The following is a 19,929-nucleotide window of genomic DNA, read 5'->3' on the forward strand; positions in this document are numbered from 1 at the left end:
GTGGAAGCACCGCGAGGTGCGCAGCTGACCGGTACTAACCGGCCGAGGGCTTGACCACACGACTACACCACCCCCCACCCCCGGGCGGGCGGGTAGCCGGCGACCAACTGATCGATACCACGCGTCCACTGTGCGGTTCTGAACGCACCAACCCCCACCGGGGTCGGTTCCCGTTCACCTGTGTTACGGCGGCCATGGCGAGAGGGAAACGCCCGGATCCATTCCGAACCCGGAAGCTAAGCCTCTCAGCGCCGATGGTACTGCCCCGGAGACGGGGTGGGAGAGTAGGACGCCGCCGGACAATTCTTTCATGAAGGGCCCTCACCACCCGGTGAGGGCCCTTCATGCGTTCCGGGGGCGCCGGAGGGGCCACCGCCTCGGGCTCGCGCCGTCCGCGCAACATCGCTGTTACACGCTCGCACTAGCGTCCGGGCTCTGCCGACGGCCGGAGGTCCCTCGCGTGCACCTGTCCCCGCACGAGCAGGAACGGCTGCTGCTCTCTTACGCCGCCGAGCTGGCCCGCCGGCGGCGCGCGCGTGGGCTGCGGCTGAACCTCCCGGAGGCGACCGCGCTCGTCTCCGACCACGTCCTCGAGGGGGCCCGCGACGGCGTCCTGGTGGCCGAGCTGATGCAGTCCGGCCGCACGGTCCTGACCCGGGACGACGTCATGGACGGCGTCCCGGAGCTGCTGGAGGAGGTGCAGGTGGAGGCGACCTTTCCGGACGGGACCAAGCTCGTGACCGTCCACCACCCCATACCGTGAGCGCAGGCGAGCGAGATCTACCGGGAAAGCCCGTGATCCCTGGCGAGGTGATCCCGGCGGTCGGTGTGATCGAGACGTTGCCCGGCGCGCCTCGCGTGGAGATCGAGGTGACGAACGCCGGCGACCGGCCGGTGCAGGTGGGGTCGCACCTCCACTTCGCGCAGGCCAACCGGGCGCTGGAGTTCGACCGTGGGGCCGCCCACGGTCACCGGCTGGACGTCGCCGCGGGCACCGCCGTCCGTTTCGAGCCGGGGATCACCCGCACGGTGACGCTGGTGCCGCTGGCCGGCGCCGGCGTGGTCCCCGGCCTGACGGGCGAGGGGGGTCTCGGCTGATGGTGCAGCTGTCCCGAGAGCGCTACGCCCAGCTGTACGGGCCCACGACCGGCGACCGGATCCGGCTCGCCGACACCGACCTGCTGATCGAGGTCGAGGAGGATCGCTGCGGCGGTCCGGGCCGCGCCGGCGAGGAGGCGGTGTTCGGCGGCGGCAAGGTGATCCGCGAGTCGATGGGCCAGGGCCGGGCGACCCGTGCGGAGGGGGCGCCGGACCTGGTGATCACTGGCGCTGTCGTGCTCGACCACTGGGGGATCGTCAAGGCCGACGTCGGCGTCCGGGACGGCCGGATCGTGGCGCTGGGCAAGGCCGGCAACCCTGACACGATGGACGGCGTCCACCCCGACCTGGTCATCGGCCCGGGCACCGAGGTGCTCGCCGGGAACGGCCGGATCCTCACCGCCGGCGGCATCGACTGCCACGTGCACTTCATCTGCCCCCAGATCGTCCCGACGGCGCTGGGCTCCGGCGTGACGACGCTGATCGGCGGTGGCACCGGCCCGGCGGAGGGCTCCAAGGCCACCACGATCACCCCGGGCGACTGGTATCTGGCCCGGATGCTCGAGGCGATGGACCCGTGGCCGGTCAACGTCGCGTTGCTCGGGAAGGGCAACACGGTCTCGCAGGAGTCGATGGAGGAGCAGCTGCGCGGCGGGGCGAGCGGCTTCAAGCTCCACGAGGACTGGGGCTCCACGCCCGCGGCGATCGACGCCTGCCTCATCGTGGCGGGGCGCCACGGCGTCCCCGTGGCGCTGCACTCGGACACCCTGAACGAGACCGGCTTCGTCGAGGACACTCTGGCGGCGATCGCCGGCCGCAGCATCCACGCGTACCACACCGAGGGGGCCGGAGGCGGGCACGCGCCGGACATCATCACCGTCGCCGGGCACCCGAACGTGCTGCCCAGCAGCACCAACCCGACCCGGCCGCACACGGTGAACACCCTCGACGAGCACCTCGACATGCTCATGGTCTGCCACCACCTGGACAGCTCGGTGCCCGAGGACCTCGCGTTTGCCGAGAGCCGGATCCGGCCGACGACGATCGCCGCGGAGGACCTGCTGCACGACCTGGGCGCCATCTCGATGATCGGCTCGGACGCGCAGGCGATGGGCCGGGTCGGCGAGGTGGTGCTGCGCACCTGGCAGACCGCGCACGTGATGAAACTCAAGCGTGGGTCGCTGGCCGGGGACGGCGCGGCGGACAACCTGCGGGCCCGCCGGTACGTCGCCAAGTACACGATCTGCCCGGCCGTGGCCCACGGGATCGACGGCGAGGTCGGCTCGGTCGAGCCGGGCAAGCTCGCCGACCTGGTGCTGTGGGACCCGCGGTTCTTCGGCGTCCGGCCGCACGCCGTCCTCAAGGGCGGGGTGATCGCCTGGGCCCAGATGGGTGACGCCAACGCCTCCATCCCCACCCCGCAGCCGCAGCTGCCCCGGCCGATGTTCGGCGCGTACGGCCGGGTGCCGGCGCGGACGTCGCTGCACTTCGTCGCCCCGGCAGCGGTCGAGGCGGGCCTGGCCGACCGGCTGACCGTCGACCGGCGGCTGGTGGCCGTCACCGACACCACCCGGCTGACCAAGGCCGACATGCCGGAGAACACCGCGCTGCCCGAGATCCGGGTCGACCCCGACACCTTCACGGTCACGGTGGACGGCGAGGTGTGGGAGCCCGAGCCGGTGCGCGAGCTGCCGATGGCCCAGCGCTACTTTCTGTTCTGATGACGGCGGCACTGCTCACGCTCGCGGACTCGCGGCTGCCGGCCGGGGGGCACACCCACTCCGGCGGTGTCGAGCAGGCGATCGCCGCCGGGGTCGTGCACGACCCCGCGACCCTGTCGGCCTTCCTCCGGCGTCGCCTGCACACGTCGGGCGCCGTCGCCGCCGGACTGGCGGCCGCGGCCTGCGGTGCCGACCCGACGACGCTGGTGCGACTGGACCAGGAGGCCGATGCGCGCACGCCGTCGCCGGCGCTGCGGGCGGCGTCCCGGCAGCAGGGTCGCGGGCTGGTGCGCGTCGGCCGGCGGGCCTGGCCCTCGCCGGCGTGGGACGACCTGCCCGAGCGACCGCACCACGCCTTGGCCCTCGGCGTCGCCGCCCACGCCGGCGGGCTGCTCCCGCGGGACGCCGCGGCGGCCGCCGCCTACCTGTCGGTCAGCGGCCCGGCGACCGCCGCCCAGCGGCTGCTGGCCATGGACCCCCTCGCCGTCGCCGCGCTCACCGCCCGCCTCGCCGCCGAGATCGACGCCGTCGCTGCGGTGGACGGCGTCCCGGCGGCGGCGGATCCCCTGCTCGACCTCCTCGCCGAGGTGCACGCCGCACGAAAGGACCGGTTCTTCGCCTCATGAGCCCACCGGGAGTCCAGATGCCGCCTGACCACAACGTGGACGACTACGTCGACGCGCCCGCGCCCCACCGCCACGGCGGTCCGCTGCGGGTCGGCCTCGGCGGGCCGGTCGGCTCCGGGAAGACGGCGCTGGCCGCCGCGCTGTGCCGCACCCTCGGGGCCGAGTACGACCTCGCCGTCGTCACCAACGACATCTACACGACCGAGGACGCCGACTTCCTGCGCCGCAACGCCGTCCTCCCCGACGACCGCATCGAGGCGGTGCAGACCGGCTGCTGCCCGCACACCGCCATCCGCGACGACATCACCGCCAACCTCGACGCCGTCGAGCTGCTCGAGTCCCGGCACCCGGGGCTGGAGCTCGTGCTCGTCGAGTCCGGCGGGGACAACCTCACCGCGTCGTTCAGCTACGGCCTGGTCGACGTGCAGGTGTTCGTCGTCGACGTGGCCGGCGGGGACAAGGTGCCGCGCAAGGGCGGGCCCGGGGTCACCGCCGCCGACCTGCTCGTGGTGAACAAGACCGACCTCGCCCCGCTGGTCGGCGCCGACCTCGGGGTCATGCGACGGGACGCCGACGCGGTGCGCGGCGGCAGGCCGACGCTGCTCGTCTCGCTGCGGGAGGACCCGACCGCCGCCGCGGTGGCCGACTGGGTGCGCGAGCAGGTGCGGGTCCGCGGAGCCGCAGGCGCGGACACGACGCGGGCGTGAGCCCCGCAGCGGGGGGCGGGCGGCTGCGGAGCGGGGCCCGACGGTGAGGACGCTCGTCGAGGTCGTCGCGCGCCGCGGCCCCGGTGGACACACCGTGCTCCCGGTGGTGCGTGCCGGCGGTCAGTACGCCGTCCGCCGGACCGGCCCGGCGACGTTGCACCTCGTCGCCACCGCGTTCGGTCCGCTCGGCGGGGACGAGGTGGCGGTCCGGCTGGTCGTCGAGGAGGGTGCCCGGCTGTGCGTCCGGTCGGTCGCGGCCGCGGTCGCGCTGCCCTCCCGCGGCGCCGCCCGGCCGTCGGTGCAGCGCATCGAGGCCACCGTGGCCGGGGTGCTGGACCTGGCGCCGGAGCCGACCGTCGTCGCCGCGCGCACTCGGCACGTCGCCGAGCTCGAGGCGGAGCTGGGACCCGACGGCGTGCTCACCGCCGCGGACCAGGTGCTGCTCGGCCGGCGCGGCGAGGAACCCGGCCGCTGGACCGGCACCACGCGGGTGGTCCGCGGCGGCCGGCCGCTGCTGCACACCACGGTCGACCTCGGGCCGGGCGCGCCCGCCTGGTTGCCGCCGGTGGGTCCGCGGGCGTACGCATCCACCGTGCACGTGGGCAGCGACGACCGGCCGGTCGCGACGGGGGCGGACGCCGTCCGGCTGCCGCTGCCCGGCGGGTGGACGGCGACCGCGTGGGGAGCCGAGCTGCACCGGGTCACCGGCGCGCTGGCGACGCTGACGGCCCCCGAGCGGGAGACCGCGTGACCGGGCCGGCCGCCCTCGTCGTCCGCGCCCGCCGGGTGGTGCTGCCCGACGGCGAGCGCGCGGCCACGGTGCACACCGCCGACGGTCGGATCACCGCGGTCACCGGCTTCGACGACGCGCCTACGGCTGCGGTGACCCTGGGCGACGACGAGGTGCTGCTGCCCGGGCTGGTCGACAGCCACGTGCACGTGAACGAACCCGGCCGCACCGAGTGGGAGGGGTTCGCCAGCGCCACCCGCGCGGCGGCCGCCGGGGGCGTCACCACGGTCGTCGACATGCCCCTCAACTCGGTCCCGCCCACGACGACCGTCGAGGCGTTGCACGTGAAACGGCAGTGCGCCGAGGGTCAGGTGTCCGTCGACGTCGCCTTCTGGGGCGGCGCGGTGCCGGGCAACGTCGACCAGCTGCGGCCGCTGCACGAGGCCGGGGTCGTCGGGTTCAAGTGCTTCCTGCTCGACTCCGGCGTCCCGGAGTTCCCGCCGCTGGACGACGACGGACTGTGTGCCGCGCTCACCGAGCTCGCCGGCCTGGACGCGCTGCTCATCGTGCACGCCGAGGACGCCGACGTCATCGCCGCCGCACCCGGACCGGCCGGCGCCAGCTACCCGGCCTTCCTCGCCTCCCGGCCACCGGAGGCGGAGGAGACGGCGATCGGCCGGTTGCTGGCGGCCGCCCGCGACACCGGCGGGCGGGCGCACGTCGTCCACCTCGCGGACGCCGGCGCGCTGCCGCTGTTGAGGAGGGCACGCGCCGAGGGGGTGCGGGTCACCGTCGAGACCTGCCCGCACTACCTGACCTTCGCCGCGGAGGAGGTGCCCGACGCCGACACCTCGTTCAAGTGCTGCCCGCCGATCCGCGAGGCCGGGCATCGGGAGGCGCTGTGGGCGGCCCTCGCCGACGGGGACGTCGACCTGGTGGTGAGCGACCACTCGCCGTGCACCCCGGAGCTCAAGCGGCTCGACGTCGGCGACTTCGGTCTGGCCTGGGGTGGCATCGCCTCGCTGCAGGTCGCGCTGCCCGCGGTGTGGACCGGCGCGCGGGCGCGCGGGCTGGAGCTGGCCCAGGTGGCGACGTGGATGTCGACAGCCCCCTCCCGGTTGGCCGGGCTGCCGCAGAAGGGGGCGATCGCGGTCGGGCGGGACGCCGACCTGGTCGCGTTCGCCCCGGACGGGCGGTGGCGGGTCGAGCGGCTGCTGCACCGCAACCCGGTGACCCCCTACGCGGGGCGGGAGCTGACCGGTGTCGTCCGCCGGACGTGGCTGCGCGGGATCGAGGTGGACGGCAGCCCCCGCGGCCGGCTGCTCAGCCGGGGCAGCACCTGAGCCGGCCTCCCTGCAGGGTCCCGCCGTGCCCCGTCTCAGGACGGGTCCTCTCACGGTGAGGAGGACGGGGTCCTGCTACTCGCGCAGGTCGTCGGTGGGTCCGGACACGGGTCCTCCTCCGCGCGGTCCCGGGACACCGGCTGCCCCACCCACCCCGTGCCACAGTGACCCCCGCGCCATCCCCGACCCGGCGAGGAGCCCGATGACCGACCCCACCCGACTGCCCGACCTGGCCAGCCGAGCGCTGGGCGGAGCGGTGATCGCCGCCAACGACGAGTCCTTCGCCGCGAAGGAGAACCTCGTGCTGCCGCACCCCGCCCAGGCGCTGCCCGGGTTCGGCCACCGGGGCAAGGAGTACGACGGCTGGGAGACCCGGCGGCGGCGCACCCCGGGGTCGGACTGGGCGGTCGTCCGGCTGGGCGTGCCCGGCGTGGTCGTGGCGGTCGTCGTGGACACCGCGCACTTCACCGGCAACTACCCGCCGCAGGCGTCGGTCGAGTGCGCCGCCGTGGAAGGCCACCCCACCCCCGCCGAGCTCGACCGGGCCGACTGGCAGCCGCTGCTGCCGCTGTCAGACCTCGCCGGGGACACCGCGAACACCTTCCCGGTCGACTCGACCCGGCGGGTCACCCACGTGCGGCTGACCATCGCCCCCGACGGCGGCGTCGCGCGGCTGCGGGTGCACGGCACCGCCGTCCCCGACCCGCGCCTGCTGGACGCCGGCCCGGTCGACCTGGCCGCTCTGGAGAGCGGCGCCCTCGTCACCGGGGTCAGCGACGAGTTCTACGGCCGCCCGGTGTACCTGGTGTCGCCGGGGCTCGCCCGGTCGATGGGCGAGGGCTGGGAGACCCGCCGGCGGCGCGGGGACGGCAACGACTGGGTGGAGCTGTCGCTGGCCTGCGAGGGCGTGGTCACCCTCGCCGAGCTGGACACCTCGTACTTCCTGGGCAACGCGCCCGGGTCGGCGTCCCTCACCGGCAGCGGCCCGGACGGCGAGGTCGTCGTCCTGCCGCGGACCCGGCTGCAGCCCGACACCCGGCACCGCTTCGTCCTCGACGGTGGTCCGGCGGTGGACCGGGTGCGGCTGGACGTCTTCCCCGACGGCGGCATGGCCCGGCTGCGGCTCTGGGGCCGCCCGACCGGCGCGGGGCGCGAGGCGCTGGGACGGCGCTGGTTCGACGCGCTGCCCGACGTCCAGGCGCTGGAGGTCCTGCAGGCGGCCGGGGTTGCGCCCGCCGAGGCCGGCCGGCTGGTCGGCACCCGCCCCCTGGGTGCGGATCTGCCCCTGGCCGTCGCCCGGCTGGTCCTCGGTCCGCAGCGGTGATCGAACCGGCCCGGAACGCCGCCGGGCGCCGCTAGGGTCTCGCCCGTGCCGCGCCGCCCCCTGCTGCTCGTCGCCGTGCCCGCCCTCGGCCTGGGCCTGACCGCCTGCAGTTCGTCGATCGAGCAGGACGAGCTGGAGCGGCAGGTGTCGAGCACCATCGAGTCCCGGTTCGGGGTCACCGCCGACGTCTCCTGCCCCGGCGCCCTCGAGGCCGAGGTGGACGCCAGCACGGAGTGCACCGCGACGGACCCGGACAGCGGCGAGGAGATCGCGCTGCAGATCACCGTCACCTCGGTGGAGGGCGACACGGCGAACTTCGACATCGTCCCGGTCGACTGACCGGCGCGCGCGGCTGACCCGGACGGATGGCCGCGTACGACTCCGGGCCGTGGGTGGACCTCTACGTGGCCATGGCGGGCGCTGCTGCCGCGCTCCTCGGCCTGCTGTTCGTCGCGGTGTCGATCAACCTCGAGCAGGTGCTGCGGATCCCCTGGCTGCCGTTGCGGGCGGGGGAGACCCTCGGGGTGCTGGTGGTCCTGCTGGCGACGGCGGTCTTCGTGCTCGTCCCGGGCCAGTCCCTGACGGCGCTCGGCCTGGAGCTGGCCGGCACCGGTCTGTCCCTGATCGGCGCCGACGGGCTGCTGCGGATCCGGCGGGGCCGGCCCCCGGGCGCCCCGGCACGCAGCATCGTCGTCCCCGCGGTGATCGTGGCCCTGACCGGCGCGCCGCTGGTCGTGGCGGGGGCGACCCTGCTGGCTGGCGCCGGCGGCGGGCTGTACTGGACGGTGCCCGCGCTGCTGGCCGGCTTCGCGGGAGCGGTCTGCAACGCCTGGGTGCTGCTCATCGAGATCCTGCGCTGACGCGTGGTCGGAACAGCGGGCGGGCAGGATGCGGGCGTGGAGGACGCCGCCGACCTGCTGGTGCACGACGCCGAGCTGCTGGCCACCGTCGACGACGCCCACCGCGAGATCCCCGGCGGCTGGGTGGCCGTCACCGGCGGGGTGGTGACCGGCGTCGGCGGCCCGGTCGACCCGCCCCCGGCCGCCGTCCGGCGGGTCGACGCCCGCGGCTGCCTGGTCACCCCCGGGCTGGTGAACACCCACCACCACCTGTACCAGAACCTCACCCGCTCCTTCGCGCCTGCGCTGACCGGCGGGCTGTTCGAGTGGCTGGTGACCCTGTACCCGCTGTGGGCCCGGCTGGACGAGGAGGCCGCGCACGTCAGCGCGTACGTCGGCCTGACCGAGCTGGCGCTGTCGGGCTGCACCACCTCGACCGACCACCTGTACGTCCACCCGCGCGGCGGCGGCGACCTGATCTCGGCCGAGGTGGCGGCCGCCCGCGAGCTCGGCGTCCGCTTCTCCCCCACCCGCGGCTCGATGTCGCTGTCGGTGGAGGACGGCGGCCTGCCGCCGGTCTCCGTCGTCCAGGACGACGACGAGATCCTGGCCGACTCCGAGCGCCTGGTGGCCGCCCACCACGACCGCGTGCCGCACGCGATGACCCGCATCGCGCTGGCGCCGTGCTCGCCGTTCAGCGTCTCGGCGGCCCTGATGCGGCGCACCGCGGAGCTGGCCGAGGCCCTCGACGTCCGGCTGCACACCCACCTGTGCGAGACGCAGGACGAGGACGCCTTCTGCCTGGCCACCTTCGGCCGCCGGCCGGTCGACCACCTCGCCGACGTCGGCTGGCTGACCGACCGGACCTGGCTGGCGCACATGGTCTGGCCCTCCGCCGAGGAGGTCGTGCGGCTCGGCGCGGCGCGGGTCGGGGCGGCGCACTGCCCCTCGTCGAACATGGTGCTGGGCAGCGGGCTGGCCCCCGTCGCCGAGCTGCGGGCCGCCGGGGCGCCGGTCGGGCTGGGTGTGGACGGGTCCTCGTCGGCGGACTCCGCGTCGCTGTGGCTCGAGGCCCGGACGGCGATGCTGCAGGGCAAGCTGCGGCACGGCGCGGGCGCGATGTCGGCCCGGGACGCGCTGGAGATGGCCACCCGCGGCGGCGCGGCCTGCCTGGGGCGCGCCGGTGAGGTCGGGGAGCTGTCGGTCGGCGCCTGCGGTGACCTGGTGGTGTGGCCGCTGGAGGGGCCCGCGTTCGCCGGCGCGCTGTCGGACCCGGTCGAGGCGTGGCTGCGCTGCGGCCCGGTCGCCGCGCGGCACACCGTCGTCGCCGGGCGGCTCGTCGTCGAGGATGGCGTCCCGGTGCACCCGGGCCTGGACGAGCAGCTCGCCGTCCACCGCCGGGTGTCGGCCGCGATGCAGGCGGCCGCCACGGAGGCATAGGGAGGCAACACCCACGTCGGCGGGTCGTCCGGCGTGGGTCTGGCTTCCTATCCCTGCGACAGGGCCGAGGCGAGGGCCTCGAGGTCGTCGGCCGTGGCGTCCAGGTGCGGCGAGACGCGCAGCACCGGGCCGGTCATCTCGCCGGGAGCCCGCTGCGGCCCGATCGCGGTGGTCACGATGCCCTGCTCGGTGAGCAGCCGGGCCCGCGTGGTGACGACGTCGACGCCGTCCGGTGGGCGCAGCGTCGTGGTGGCGGTCGGCTCGTCGCGCGGCTCGACCACCCGCCAGCCGGCCGCGCCGTCGAGCACGTCCCGGGCGGCCCGGCCCAGCGCCGCCAGCCGTTGGCGCACCCGCACCGGCCCCGCGGCCAGGTGCTCGCCCACGGCCAGCACCAGCCCGACCCGGCCGGCGACGTGCGCCTCCCCGGACTCGAACGCGCGCAGCGGCGGGACGTCGTCCGGCGGGCTCAGCAGCGGGGTCAGCTCGGCGGCGACCGAGGGCGGCACGCACAGCACGCCCACCCCGCGCGGTCCGGCCAGCCACTTGCGGGAGGTCGAGTAGACGACGTCGGCGCCCAGGTCGGTGTCGACGTGCCCCAGCGACTGCGCGGCGTCGAGCACCAGCGGCACCCCGGCCTCGCGGCACAGCGCGGCGACCTCGGCGGCCGGCTGGACGACGCCGCGGTGGCTGGCGACGTGCGTCAGGTGCACCACCCGCGGCGGGTCGGCGGCCAGCAGCCGGGCGACGCCGTCGAGGTCGGCCCGCCCGAGGTCGTCGACCGGCAGCTGCTCGACCGTCAGGCCGGCCGCGCGCAGCTGCGCTGCGTTGGGGGCGTACTCGCCGGGCAGGCACGCCACCCGGGTCCCCGCCGGCAGCCGCCACCCGGCGAGCAGCGCGGCCAGCGCGGCCTGCGCGGACTCGACGAAGACCACGTCCGCGGCGGCCATCCCGACCAGCCCGCCGAGGACCGACCGGCCCTGCTGCAGCAGGTCCTCCGCGGTCGCCTCGGCGACATACCCGCCGAGCTCGGCCTCGTGCCGCGCGTGGTGGGCCACGGCCTCGAGCACCCGGGAGCTCTGCCGGCTGCACGCCGCGCTGTCCAGGTGGCGACCGGCCGGGCGAGGGCGGGCCGAGCGCCACGCTGCGCCGAGGTCCTCGTGCACGAGGGCGGGATGGAGCGTCGTCACGCCGGTCAGCTCTCCAGCACGCCGCGGGCGACCGAGACCCCGGAGTGCCGCGGGTCGCCATCCAGCGGCTCGAGGGAGACGTCGACGACCGGGAACTCGGTGAGGTCGACCCCGGGGGGCACCTCCAGGGTGACCTCGCCGCCGCCCCGGACGACGCCGAGGGGGTACATGTCCTCGACCGCCTCGTCGATCAGCCAGACCTCGTAGAAGCCGTCGTCCGGGTCGGCGGCCGACAGGTCGAGCTCGAGCACCCGGGAGCCGTCCGGCCGCTCGACCGCACGGGCCTCCCCGGTCGCGCCCCTGTCGTCGAGCGGGTCAAGCGCCGCCGCGGCGACGGCCAGTCCGTCGTCGTCCCCCGTGCCGAGGGCGACCACGCCCGCACCGATGCCCACGCCGACGACCAGCGCCGCAGCGGCGGCCAGCAGCAGCCGTGACCACTGCGGCCGGACCACCCCCGCCGCCGCAGGCCGTTCCGACCGGGGCGCCGGCGTCACCGGTCGCACCCGATCCGCCGGCACGGCGGTGAGCGGACGACGGGACCCGGCCACGACCTCCGGCCGCGGGGCGGCCGAGACACCGGTGGCGGCGGCGATCCCCGACCAGACCGACGGCGGCGGCGGGACCGGTGCCTCGGGAGCCGCCAGCTCGCGGACGGCGAGCGCGTCGACCCCGCGCTGCAGGGAGGCCACCTCGGCCCGGCACTCCGCGCAGACAGCCAGATGGGTCGTGTCCGTATCGGGCAGCCGCTCGCGGAGCGCGGCCAGGGCCAGCTGCTCAGGCGTGCAGTGCGGCACCGTCCACCTCCAACCGTGTCCTCAGCCGTTCGAGCGTGCGTCGGATGTGGGACTTCACCGTGCCCAGGGGGAGACCGGTGCGTTCGGCGATCTGGGTGTGCGTGAGGTCCTCGAAGAACGCCAGCTCGATGATGCCCCGCTGCGGCTGCCCGAGTTGCTGCAGCTCGCCGAGCAGGAGCACGCGGTCGGCGACGGCGGTGTCGACCTGCGGGCCGGTGCTGTCGACTGCTGACCGGGCCTCGGTGACCGCGGCCTCGGCGGCGCGGCGCTGCCGATCGCGGCGCACCCAGGTGTCGGCGATCTTGTGCCGGCAGATGCCCACCAGCCAGGCCGGCAGGGGGCCCTGCTCGGGGCGGTAACCGGTACGGCCGGTCCAGGCCGAGACGAAGACCTGCTGGGTGACGTCCTCGGCGTCCGGGCCGGGGCCGAAGGCGCGCACAGCCATGCCGTGCACCTGACCGGCGAAGCGCTCGTAGGCCCACGCCAGCGCCTGCTCGTCTCCGGCGGCGAACCGGCGGCCCACCTCGGCGTCGTCCGGTTCGGGGATGCCCCCGAGCGGCGGGACGGCGTCGTCGCTCACGGATCCGACACTAACCCGGGCACGACGCCGTCGGCCTCGCTGCAGGGCCCCGCCGTGAGCCTGCGAACGGTGGGGGGCGGCGAGGTCATTGATCACGGCAGCGGCTCCGCGACGACGACGACGTTGGACTCGTAGCCCCCGACCTCGGGCAGGAACTCGCCCCCGCAGGTGATGAGCACCAGGCGAGGCGGTCCCGCGCGCGCGAACAGCCGGTCCACCGGCAGAGCCTGCTTGTCGACCTGCACCCGGGAGACCACCCGCCAGCGGGTCGTGCCTCCCGCGGCGTCTGTGACGAGCACCTGCGCGTCCACCTCGGCCTCCCGGAGCGGAGCCAGCTCACCCAGCCCCTGCTCGCGATCGTCGACGTGGCCGGCGAGCACTGCCGACCCCTCGCGACCGGGCACCGGCCCGAAGCGGTACCAGCCCACCCGGTCGACGTCGTCCGGGATGGCCATCTGACCATCGGCCCGCACACCGACCGGGTCGACCGGCGCCTCGACGCCCAGGGCTGGTACGGCCAGGGCCACGGGGGCCGGCCGCTCCGGGGCCACGGTGGGTGCGGCGTCGCGGGTGGTGACGGGAGGCGGCCCCGCCGGCGGGGCCTGCGGGGGGAGGACCTGCTCGAGCGGCGCGCCCGCCGCCGCCGGCTCCCGGGTCAGCTGCCACGCGGCGGGTACACCGAGCGCGACGGCCAGACCCAGGACCGCGCCGGCGGCGGCGGGACGCATCCGTTTCTCCTCCGTGCCGGTCGGGTCAGGCCCGCGAACCGGCCAGCCGGCGGACGGCGACCCCGGCGGCGACCAGCCCGGCCAGCGACACCGCGGCGAGCGGCAGCGGCAGGCCGCCCTCGTCGGCCAGGCCGGCCGAACCCCCGGGGACGCCGGACGGCGCGGAGTGGGTGCCGGCGACCGTCTGGACGGCGAGCTCGTAGCCGGCGTCCTGCGAGCCCCACGCGTACACGACCGTCGTCGTGCCCTCGGCCAGCGTGAGGTCGGCCGGGCCGATCGCGACGGTGTCGGTGCCGGCGAGCACCACGTCGGCGCTCACGGTGCCGGCGGGCACGGTGAGCGACTCCTCGTCCGGGTTGGTCAGGCCCGGGACCACGACCTGGCCCCCCGCGCGGACGTCGACGGCGGGCGCGGCCGCGACGTGCCGGACGGACACCCGGGCCTCGCCCGCGGCCACCTCGGAGGTGTCGTTGACGAACGGCGTGAGCGCCGGCTGGCCGGCCTCGGTGAGGTGCGCGACCACCGTCGCATCGGCCCCCGCGGGTACGGCGACGCCGTCGGCCGACAGCAGCGGCGTGCCGGAGCCGTCGGCCGCGTCGGCCGGGAAGAGGGCCAGGTCGTAGTCGCCGGCCGGCAGCTCCAGCGGGTCGGTGAGCGTGCCCGGCTGGAAGTCGTCGATGAGCCGCTCGCCGTTCGCGTAGACGTCGACCGGGGTGTCGGGTACGGCGTGCAGCACCGACACGGTCGCGGTGTGGCTGTCGGCCAGCGCCGGGGAGGCGCCGAGGACGACGAGCGTGCCGGTGGCTCCGGCGGCGAGGGCGAAGGCGGTGCGGGAGCGGGTCATCGGGGCGGTCCTTCCGTCTTTGGTGAGGTGCCTGACACCCCTCCTTCCGACGGCCCCCGGATCCCGGATGCAGCGAGTGCCCCGAACGGGTGACCCCGCAGCCCGGGCCACTCCTCGCCGGCCCCCGACGTCCCCTCCCCGACGATCATGGAGCTGCGGTCGCGACACGCCGGGCCGGAACGGCGTGTCGCCACCCGGATCCCATGATCGTCAGCGGGTGTGGCCTTCCTGCAGGGGCCCGTAGGCCCCGTCCCGGGCCCGCACCGAGCGTGCGGAGGATGGGCAGGACGGGGTCCTTCTACGAGGGGTGGGGAGCGAGGAGGTCCTTCCTGGAGAGCGAGACGCCGAAGTCGCCGTCGGGGTCGGTCCACCACCGCGTCATCCGCAGGCCCGCCGCGGCCAGCTCGGCCTCGACCCGCTCGCGGCGGAACTTCGCCGAGACCTCGGTCCGCATCTCCTCACCGGCGGCGAACCGGACGTCGAGGTCCAGCCCGGGGACGTGCACCACCTGGTCGGTCCGGGAGCGCAGCCGCATCTCCATCCACTCGTGCTCGGCGTCCCACACGGCGACGTGGTCGAAGGCCGCCGGGTCGAAGTCGGCGCCGAGCTCGCGGTTCAGCACGCGGAGCACGTTCCGGTCGAACTCCGCGGTGATCCCGGCGGCGTCGTCGTAGGCGCGCACCAGCCTGCCCGCGTCCTTGACCAGGTCGGTGCCGAGCAGGAAGGAGTCCCCGGGCTGCAGCGTGCCGGCCAGCTCGGCCAGGAACGCCGCCCGAGCCTCCGGCTCCAGGTTGCCGATGGTCGAGCCGAGGAAGGCCACCAGCCGGCGTCCGGACCGCGGCAGCTCGCCGAGGTGCCGGGTGAAGTCGCCAACGACCGCCTCGACCGCCACGCCCGGGTACTCGGCGGTGATGGCCGCCCCGGCCGCCTGCAGCACCGACGGGTCGACGTCGCAGGGCACGAACCGGCGCAGCGTGCCGGCGTCGTGCAGCGCGTCCAGCAGCAGCCGGGTCTTCTCCGACGTCCCGCTGCCGAGCTCCACCAGCACGTCGGCGCCCGACGCAGCGGCGATCTCGGCCGCGTGCGCGGCGAGCACGGCCCGTTCGGCGCGGGTCGGGTAGTACTCCGGCAGCCGGGTGATCTCGTCGAACAGCTCGCTCCCCCGCTCGTCGTAGAACCACCGCGGCGGCAGCGACTTCGGCGTGGCGGTCAGGCCGGCGCGGGCGTCGGCGCGCAGCGCGTCCGCGGCGTCCTCGAGGGCGAGGTGGTTCGTGAGCGGGATCGACACGGGGCTCCAGTGCTCGGTCGGTGGGCGGGCAGGGTGGGTCAGGACAGCGACGTCGTCGTCAGGCCGTCGGGGGTGACCTCGACCAGCGACCGGTCGGGGACGTCGGTCCACCGCGGGTCGTCGTCCCACGGCTCGCTGGCCAGGGCGGTGCCGTCGGCGGTGACCAGCGCCGACAGCGTGTCGCCCCAGGTGGTGGCCAGCAGCCGGGTGCCGTCGGCGGCCAGCAGGTTCAGCCGGGCGCCGGGGTCGGCGGTGGCCACCTCGCGCACCGTGTCGGCCAGGGCGTCCAGCCCGCGGTCGAACACCAGCGCCGCCAGCAGTGCGCTGTCGACGGTCGACTCGGCGTCCCGCACCGGCGGCAGCACCGCGCGGTCCACCCGGCCGTTGTGCGACAGCAGCCAGCGCCCGTCGGTGAACGGCGCCACCGCGCTCTCCTCCAGCGGCATCCCGACGGTGGCCGAGCGGACGGCGGCCACCACGCAGCCGGAGGAGAGCACCGGCGCCACCGAGGCGAACGACGGGTCACCCCACAGCGGCCGGGCCGAGCGCCAGCGCGCCGGCTGCGCCCGGCCGGGGGTGAAGACGCCCACGCCCCAGCCGTCGGCGTTCACCGTGCCGTACCGCTGGCGGCGCGGCGCGTAGGACTGCACCAGCAGCGAGGACGGCGGCTCGAGCACCAGCTCGGCCAGCGTCCGTGGCCGGCCGAGCCAGGCGAGGTGACGGCACACGCCTACGCGTCCCAGGCCAGCCGGAAGCCGCTGAACACCTGCCGGCGGATCGGGTGATCCCAGTTGCGGAAGCTCGGCCGCAGGATCGACGCGCCGACCGCCCACGAGCCGCCGCGCAGCACCTTGTAGTCGCCGCCGAAGAACGGCGCGGAGTAGTCGGCGTAGAGCATCGGCCGGAACCCGGGCCACGGGGAGAAGTCCGAGGAGGTCCACTCCCAGACGTCGCCCATGAGCTGCTCGGCGCCGAACGCGGAGGCGCCGGCCGGGTAGGCGCCCACCGGGGCCGGGCGCAGCGCCTCGCCGCCGAGGTTGGCCAGGGCCGGCGACGGCTCGGCGGAGCCCCACGGGAAGCGGCGGCGCCGCTGCGTGGCCGGGTCCCAGACGGCGGCCTTCTCCCACTCCACCTCGGTGGGCAGCCGGGCGCCGGGCGGGGCGGCACCGGTCGCGCCGGCCCAGGCCGCGTACGCCTCGGCCTCGACGTACGCGACGTGCTGGACGGGCTCGTCGGCGGAAACGGTCTCCACGAGGCCGAAGCGGGTGCGGGTGCCGTCGGCGCCCCAGGACTGCGGCCGCTCCAGCCCGGCCACGACCCGGTGCGACCAGCCCCGCTCGGACCACCAGCGCCGGTCGTCGTAACCGCCGTCGGCGACGAAGGCGGCGTACTCGGCGTTGGTCACCGGCACCCGGCCGATGCGGAACGCCGGGACGTCGACCACGTGCGCCGGCCGCTCGTTGTCCAGCGAGAACGGCTCGTCGGCGGCGTCCACCCCCAGCACGAACTGCCCGCCGGGCACGGGCACCGACGTGCCGGCCACCCCGGGCCGGCCGGGCGGCAGCGGGGTCCCGGTGCCGAGCAGCGGCGGTCCGGAGCGCAGGTTGAGCGCCTGCAGCATCGTCTCGTCGTGCTGCTGCTCGTGGCTGACCACCATGGCGAAGTCGAACGGGTCGCCGTCGTCGTCCCGGCCGAGGCGGCCCAGCCGGTCGAGCACCCGGCCGCGCACCTCGCCGCAGAACGACCGCGCCTCCACCGGCGGCAGCAGCGGCAGCCGGGAGCGGACGGCGCGCGGGTGGGTGAACGCGTCGTAGAGCGCCTCGACGTCGGCCGGCAGCAGGCCCTCGCGGCGGGCGTCGCCGCGGCGCAGCAGCCACAGGTCCTCCTGCTGGCCGACGTGCGCGAGGTCCCAGACCAGCGGGCTGAGCAGCGGGGTGTGCTGCCGCAGCAGCTCGGGCTGGTCGTGGTCGGTGAGCCGTAGGGTGCGCTGCCGGGCGGCCTCGAGGTCGCGGGCGAGGATCTCGGTCAGGTCGGTCACCGGGCGGCTCCCGTGGCGGCGAGGAGGGCGGCGGGGGCACCAGCGGCGCGGGCGGTGTCGAGCACGACGTCGCCGGGGCAGCGGCCCCGGTCGACGAGGTCGGCCAGCGCCTCGACCTCGGGTCGCAGCGCCGGGGGGACGGCGGCACAGGCGGCGGCGAGGCAGGCACGGGCCGCGGTGCGCAGCGCGGGGTCGGCCAGGCCCCGGTGGGCGGCGCGGTCCCAGGCGCCGGCCACCGGCGCGGTGGCCGCCGCGGCGTGCCCGGCCGCGACCGGGTCGTCGAGCAGCACGGTGGTCACCGCCGCCAGCGCCGGCCACCACGGCTCGGGGGCGGCGTCGAGGTAGCGGATCTCCAGGTAGCCGCGCGGCCGCACCGGCGGGAACAGCGTGGTCAGGTGGTAGTCGAGGTCGGCGGTCGTGGGCGCCCGGCCGCCGAGCAGGACCTCGCCGGTCACCCAGTCGGCGAACCGGACCCGCTCCCGCACCGCCACCGCGCCGCCGTCGGGGTCGCGGACCAGCATCACCGGGGCGGTCAGGGCGTACCCGGCCCACTCGCCGCACGGGTCCGCGCCGCCCAGCAGCGGCCCGCAGCGGGCCTGGTCGAGGTCGCCCCACACCCGCTGCCGCTGGGACACCCAGCCGGTCGGGTGGCCGCCGGCGAGCGGGGAGCAGGCCGCGACGGCGACCAGGGTGGGCCCCAACTGGTGGGCCAGGGAGACCCGCTCGCTCCACCCCGCGCACGGCCCGGCGTCCAGGTTGACCTGCAGCGCGGCGGTGCCGGTCATCATCACCGTCCCGGCCCGGGCGCAGCCGACGGCGGTGAAGTGCTCCGCCATCGCGGCGTAGCGGGGGGCCGGGCTGACCCGGGCCGGGCGCCGCAGCGGGTCGGCCCCGAGCGGGGCGGCCGCCAGCCGGTCGGCAGCCAGCGCCGCGGCGAGCACGTCGCGGTCGGCGCGCAGCGCCGCCACCGCGGCCGCGACGTCGGGGTACGGCGGGGTGGACAGCTCCACCTGGCCGCCGGGCTCGAGGGTGACCCGGCTGCCGCCGGGCAGTGCGGGCAGCGTGTCGACGAGGCTCCGGATGCGCTGCCAGGGGACCCGCGACCCAGGCGCGTCGACGTCGACCAGGTGCGCCTCGAGCTCCAGGCCGACCGAGCCGACCGGGCCGGGACGCAGCGCCGTCCCGGTGACGTGCGCGACGGCGGCGTCCAGGTCGAGGACGGCCGTGCGCTCCTCGGTGACCGGGGCCACGGGCCCCACCCCCTCCAGGTCCGGACCGGTCGAGTTCGACCGCGGGTCGGTGCGGGGGCGGCCCGTCCTGCGACCGTCCTCGGGTCCCATCCTGCACGCGACCACCGACGGAACGCACGACCCGGCGGCGCGCAACGGGGGTTCGGGCCAGGATCGTCCGGTGGACGTCGACCGGGACCGGGACCCCGCGGGCCGGGCGCGCAACGCCCGGCCCCGCGACGCTCTGGGGCGCCCGCTGCCGCGCGGCGCCGTGGGGGAGGAGCGGGCGCCGGAGGGGGTGCTGCGCAGCCCGGAGCATGCGCTCGCCGAGGCCCAGGAACTGCTGGACGCCGGGCGGCCCTTCCACGCCCACGAGGTGCTCGAGGACGCCTGGAAGTCCGCGCCGGACCCCGAGCGGCAGCTGTGGCGCGGGCTGGCCCAGCTCGCCGTGGGCCTGACCCACGTGGCCAGGGGCAACGACCGGGGTGGGGCGCGGCTGCTGGAGCGCGGCGCCGGGAACGTCGAGCCGTACGCGGCCGACCCCCCGCACGGCATCGACGTCGCCGGCCTGGTCGTCTGGGGCAGGGGGCTGGCCGCCGTACCGCCGTCGTCCCGCGACGCCGCCGCGCTCGCGCCCCGCCTGCGGGCCGGGTGATCCTGCTACGCCTTCTCGATCTGGGGGCCGATCTTCGCGGGGGCGCCGGCCTGGGCGGTCTACCAGGCCCTCCCCGGGCAGCGGGACCGCGCGGTGCACCGGGGCAACCGGCTGGCCACTGGCGGCGGCCTCCGCCGGGAACGCCGTCTGGGAGCTGCTCTTCCCGCTGGTCGGCGACCGCGTGCCGGTCCTGCCCGCGGTGCTGCTCTTCGCCATCGTCGCCGCAGCGGCGACGGCCTGGGCGCGGCTGCAGGCCAGGCCGCTCACCGGGCTGCCGCGGCTGCTCCCGGCGGCGGTCACCGGGCTGCTCCTGGGCCGGGTGACGCTCGCCGCGGCGGTGCAGGTCGCAGCGCCGGCGTCGCGCTCGGGGCGCCGGCCCAGGGCACGGCGGCGCGGGTGTCGGCGGCCGTCGCCCTCGGAGCGGTCGCGGCCCTCGGGACGGCGATCGTGCGGGTCGCCCGGGTGGCGGCCGGACCGTTCGCCCTGGCCGTGGTCTGGGGTCTGGGGTCTGGGGTCTGGGGTCTGGGGTCTGGGGTCTGGGGTCTGGGGTCTGGGGTCTGGGGTCTGGGGTCTGGGGTCTGGTCGCGGTCGCCGCCGACGGCGGGCCGGACGCGGTGGCGGTCGCGGCCGTGGGCGCCGCTGCGGTCGTGACCGCGGCCCTGGGGGTCCGGGTGGCCGGACGGCGGGAGCGCGGCGCGCTCCTGGTCGGCTGAAAGAGGACCCCCTTGCCCCCTTGAAGGACCCCCTCGCCCCCCTTG

General features: G+C 76.5%; 21 protein-coding genes and 1 rRNA gene. 13 read left to right on the forward strand and 9 right to left on the reverse strand.

The genetic code is table 11. The features are described from left to right. The first annotated feature begins 184 nt into the window (after nucleotides 1-184). The 12 genes from rrf to BLW63_RS25225 all read left to right on the forward strand — a co-directional run bounded on the left by rrf (nucleotide 185) and on the right by BLW63_RS25225 (nucleotide 9,828). A 5S ribosomal RNA gene (rrf, locus tag BLW63_RS25170) occupies nucleotides 185-301 on the forward strand. Between the two features lie 159 nt (nucleotides 302-460). Beyond that, nucleotides 461-763 carry an urease subunit gamma gene (locus BLW63_RS25175; RefSeq protein WP_091162291.1) on the forward strand — a complete coding sequence of 101 codons (303 nt, stop codon included), beginning with the start codon at nucleotides 461-463 and terminating at the stop codon, nucleotides 761-763. Nucleotides 764-795: 32 nt separating this feature from the next. Next, complete coding sequence (locus BLW63_RS25180) at nucleotides 796-1,098, forward strand: urease subunit beta (RefSeq protein ID WP_091162294.1); 303 nt, start codon at nucleotides 796-798, stop codon at nucleotides 1,096-1,098. Next, nucleotides 1,098-2,819 carry an urease subunit alpha gene (locus BLW63_RS25185; RefSeq protein WP_091162296.1) on the forward strand — a complete coding sequence of 574 codons (1,722 nt, stop codon included), beginning with the start codon at nucleotides 1,098-1,100 and terminating at the stop codon, nucleotides 2,817-2,819. Before BLW63_RS25180 ends, BLW63_RS25185 begins: the two co-directional genes overlap by 1 nt. Then, complete coding sequence (locus tag BLW63_RS25190) at nucleotides 2,819-3,445, forward strand: urease accessory protein UreF (protein WP_170856972.1); 627 nt, start codon at nucleotides 2,819-2,821, stop codon at nucleotides 3,443-3,445. Before BLW63_RS25185 ends, BLW63_RS25190 begins: the two co-directional genes overlap by 1 nt. 17 nt (nucleotides 3,446-3,462) lie before the next feature. Beyond that, complete coding sequence (gene ureG / locus BLW63_RS25195; RefSeq protein ID WP_091162298.1) at nucleotides 3,463-4,152, forward strand: urease accessory protein UreG; 690 nt, start codon at nucleotides 3,463-3,465, stop codon at nucleotides 4,150-4,152. Between the two features lie 43 nt (nucleotides 4,153-4,195). Further along, nucleotides 4,196-4,903 carry an urease accessory protein UreD gene (locus BLW63_RS25200; protein ID WP_091162300.1) on the forward strand — a complete coding sequence of 236 codons (708 nt, stop codon included), beginning with the start codon at nucleotides 4,196-4,198 and terminating at the stop codon, nucleotides 4,901-4,903. Further along, nucleotides 4,900-6,225, forward strand: coding sequence for an allantoinase AllB (gene allB, locus BLW63_RS25205; protein ID WP_091162302.1), 1,326 nt, complete (start codon nucleotides 4,900-4,902; stop codon nucleotides 6,223-6,225). Before BLW63_RS25200 ends, allB begins: the two co-directional genes overlap by 4 nt. 202 nt (nucleotides 6,226-6,427) lie before the next feature. Further along, nucleotides 6,428-7,549 (forward strand): allantoicase, encoded by a 1,122-nt coding sequence (alc, locus tag BLW63_RS25210; protein WP_091162303.1) that lies wholly within the window; start codon nucleotides 6,428-6,430, stop codon nucleotides 7,547-7,549. Between the two features lie 45 nt (nucleotides 7,550-7,594). Further along, nucleotides 7,595-7,888, forward strand: coding sequence for a DUF4333 domain-containing protein (locus tag BLW63_RS25215; protein WP_091162305.1), 294 nt, complete (start codon nucleotides 7,595-7,597; stop codon nucleotides 7,886-7,888). A gap of 26 nt (nucleotides 7,889-7,914) precedes the next feature. Then, on the forward strand, nucleotides 7,915-8,409 hold the full coding sequence (locus BLW63_RS25220; RefSeq protein WP_091162307.1) for a hypothetical protein: 495 nt from the start codon (nucleotides 7,915-7,917) through the stop codon (nucleotides 8,407-8,409). A 36-nt stretch (nucleotides 8,410-8,445) separates the two neighbouring features. After that, the gene (locus BLW63_RS25225; protein WP_091162308.1) at nucleotides 8,446-9,828 is read left to right on the forward strand and encodes an 8-oxoguanine deaminase; all 1,383 of its coding nucleotides are present in this window, start codon (nucleotides 8,446-8,448) and stop codon (nucleotides 9,826-9,828) included. 47 nt (nucleotides 9,829-9,875) lie between these two features. Here BLW63_RS25225 and egtE read toward each other — a convergent pair whose 3' ends face one another. From egtE to egtA, 9 genes are all read right to left on the reverse strand, one after another. Continuing rightward, nucleotides 9,876-11,015, reverse strand: a complete 1,140-nt coding sequence (gene egtE / locus BLW63_RS25230) for an ergothioneine biosynthesis PLP-dependent enzyme EgtE (RefSeq protein ID WP_091162310.1) — start codon at nucleotides 11,013-11,015, stop codon at nucleotides 9,876-9,878. A 5-nt stretch (nucleotides 11,016-11,020) separates the two neighbouring features. Next, nucleotides 11,021-11,809, reverse strand: coding sequence for an anti-sigma factor (locus BLW63_RS25235; protein ID WP_091162311.1), 789 nt, complete (start codon nucleotides 11,807-11,809; stop codon nucleotides 11,021-11,023). Continuing rightward, the gene (locus BLW63_RS25240; RefSeq protein WP_244522805.1) at nucleotides 11,790-12,389 is read right to left on the reverse strand and encodes a sigma-70 family RNA polymerase sigma factor; all 600 of its coding nucleotides are present in this window, start codon (nucleotides 12,387-12,389) and stop codon (nucleotides 11,790-11,792) included. Before BLW63_RS25240 ends, BLW63_RS25235 begins: the two co-directional genes overlap by 20 nt. A 92-nt stretch (nucleotides 12,390-12,481) precedes the next feature. Continuing rightward, nucleotides 12,482-13,117 carry a class F sortase gene (locus BLW63_RS25245; RefSeq protein ID WP_091162313.1) on the reverse strand — a complete coding sequence of 212 codons (636 nt, stop codon included), beginning with the start codon at nucleotides 13,115-13,117 and terminating at the stop codon, nucleotides 12,482-12,484. 25 nt (nucleotides 13,118-13,142) lie between these two features. Continuing rightward, nucleotides 13,143-13,961: a DUF4397 domain-containing protein gene (locus BLW63_RS25250; protein WP_091162315.1), complete on the reverse strand. Its 819-nt coding sequence runs from the start codon at nucleotides 13,959-13,961 to the stop codon at nucleotides 13,143-13,145. 298 nt (nucleotides 13,962-14,259) lie between these two features. Beyond that, entirely contained in the window at nucleotides 14,260-15,249 is a 990-nt protein-coding gene (egtD, locus tag BLW63_RS25255) for an L-histidine N(alpha)-methyltransferase (RefSeq protein ID WP_091162316.1), read from the reverse strand. 38 nt (nucleotides 15,250-15,287) lie between these two features. Further along, nucleotides 15,288-15,977 (reverse strand): ergothioneine biosynthesis protein EgtC, encoded by a 690-nt coding sequence (gene egtC, locus BLW63_RS25260; RefSeq protein ID WP_091162318.1) that lies wholly within the window; start codon nucleotides 15,975-15,977, stop codon nucleotides 15,288-15,290. A 2-nt stretch (nucleotides 15,978-15,979) separates the two neighbouring features. After that, on the reverse strand, nucleotides 15,980-17,287 hold the full coding sequence (gene egtB / locus BLW63_RS25265; RefSeq protein WP_091162320.1) for an ergothioneine biosynthesis protein EgtB: 1,308 nt from the start codon (nucleotides 17,285-17,287) through the stop codon (nucleotides 15,980-15,982). Next, nucleotides 17,284-18,537, reverse strand: a complete 1,254-nt coding sequence (egtA, locus tag BLW63_RS25270; RefSeq protein WP_091162322.1) for an ergothioneine biosynthesis glutamate--cysteine ligase EgtA — start codon at nucleotides 18,535-18,537, stop codon at nucleotides 17,284-17,286. The genes egtB and egtA overlap by 4 nt, the downstream gene beginning before the upstream one ends. 160 nt (nucleotides 18,538-18,697) lie before the next feature. Between egtA and BLW63_RS25275 the strand changes: the two genes are divergently transcribed. Then, a complete protein-coding gene (locus BLW63_RS25275) occupies nucleotides 18,698-19,171 on the forward strand; it encodes a DUF309 domain-containing protein (protein ID WP_091162328.1) in 474 nt (157 codons plus the stop codon). Nucleotides 19,172-19,929: the final 758 nt, after the last annotated feature.

It is taken from the genome of Geodermatophilus africanus (assembly GCF_900107105.1).
GTDB classification, from domain to species: domain Bacteria; phylum Actinomycetota; class Actinomycetes; order Mycobacteriales; family Geodermatophilaceae; genus Geodermatophilus; species Geodermatophilus africanus.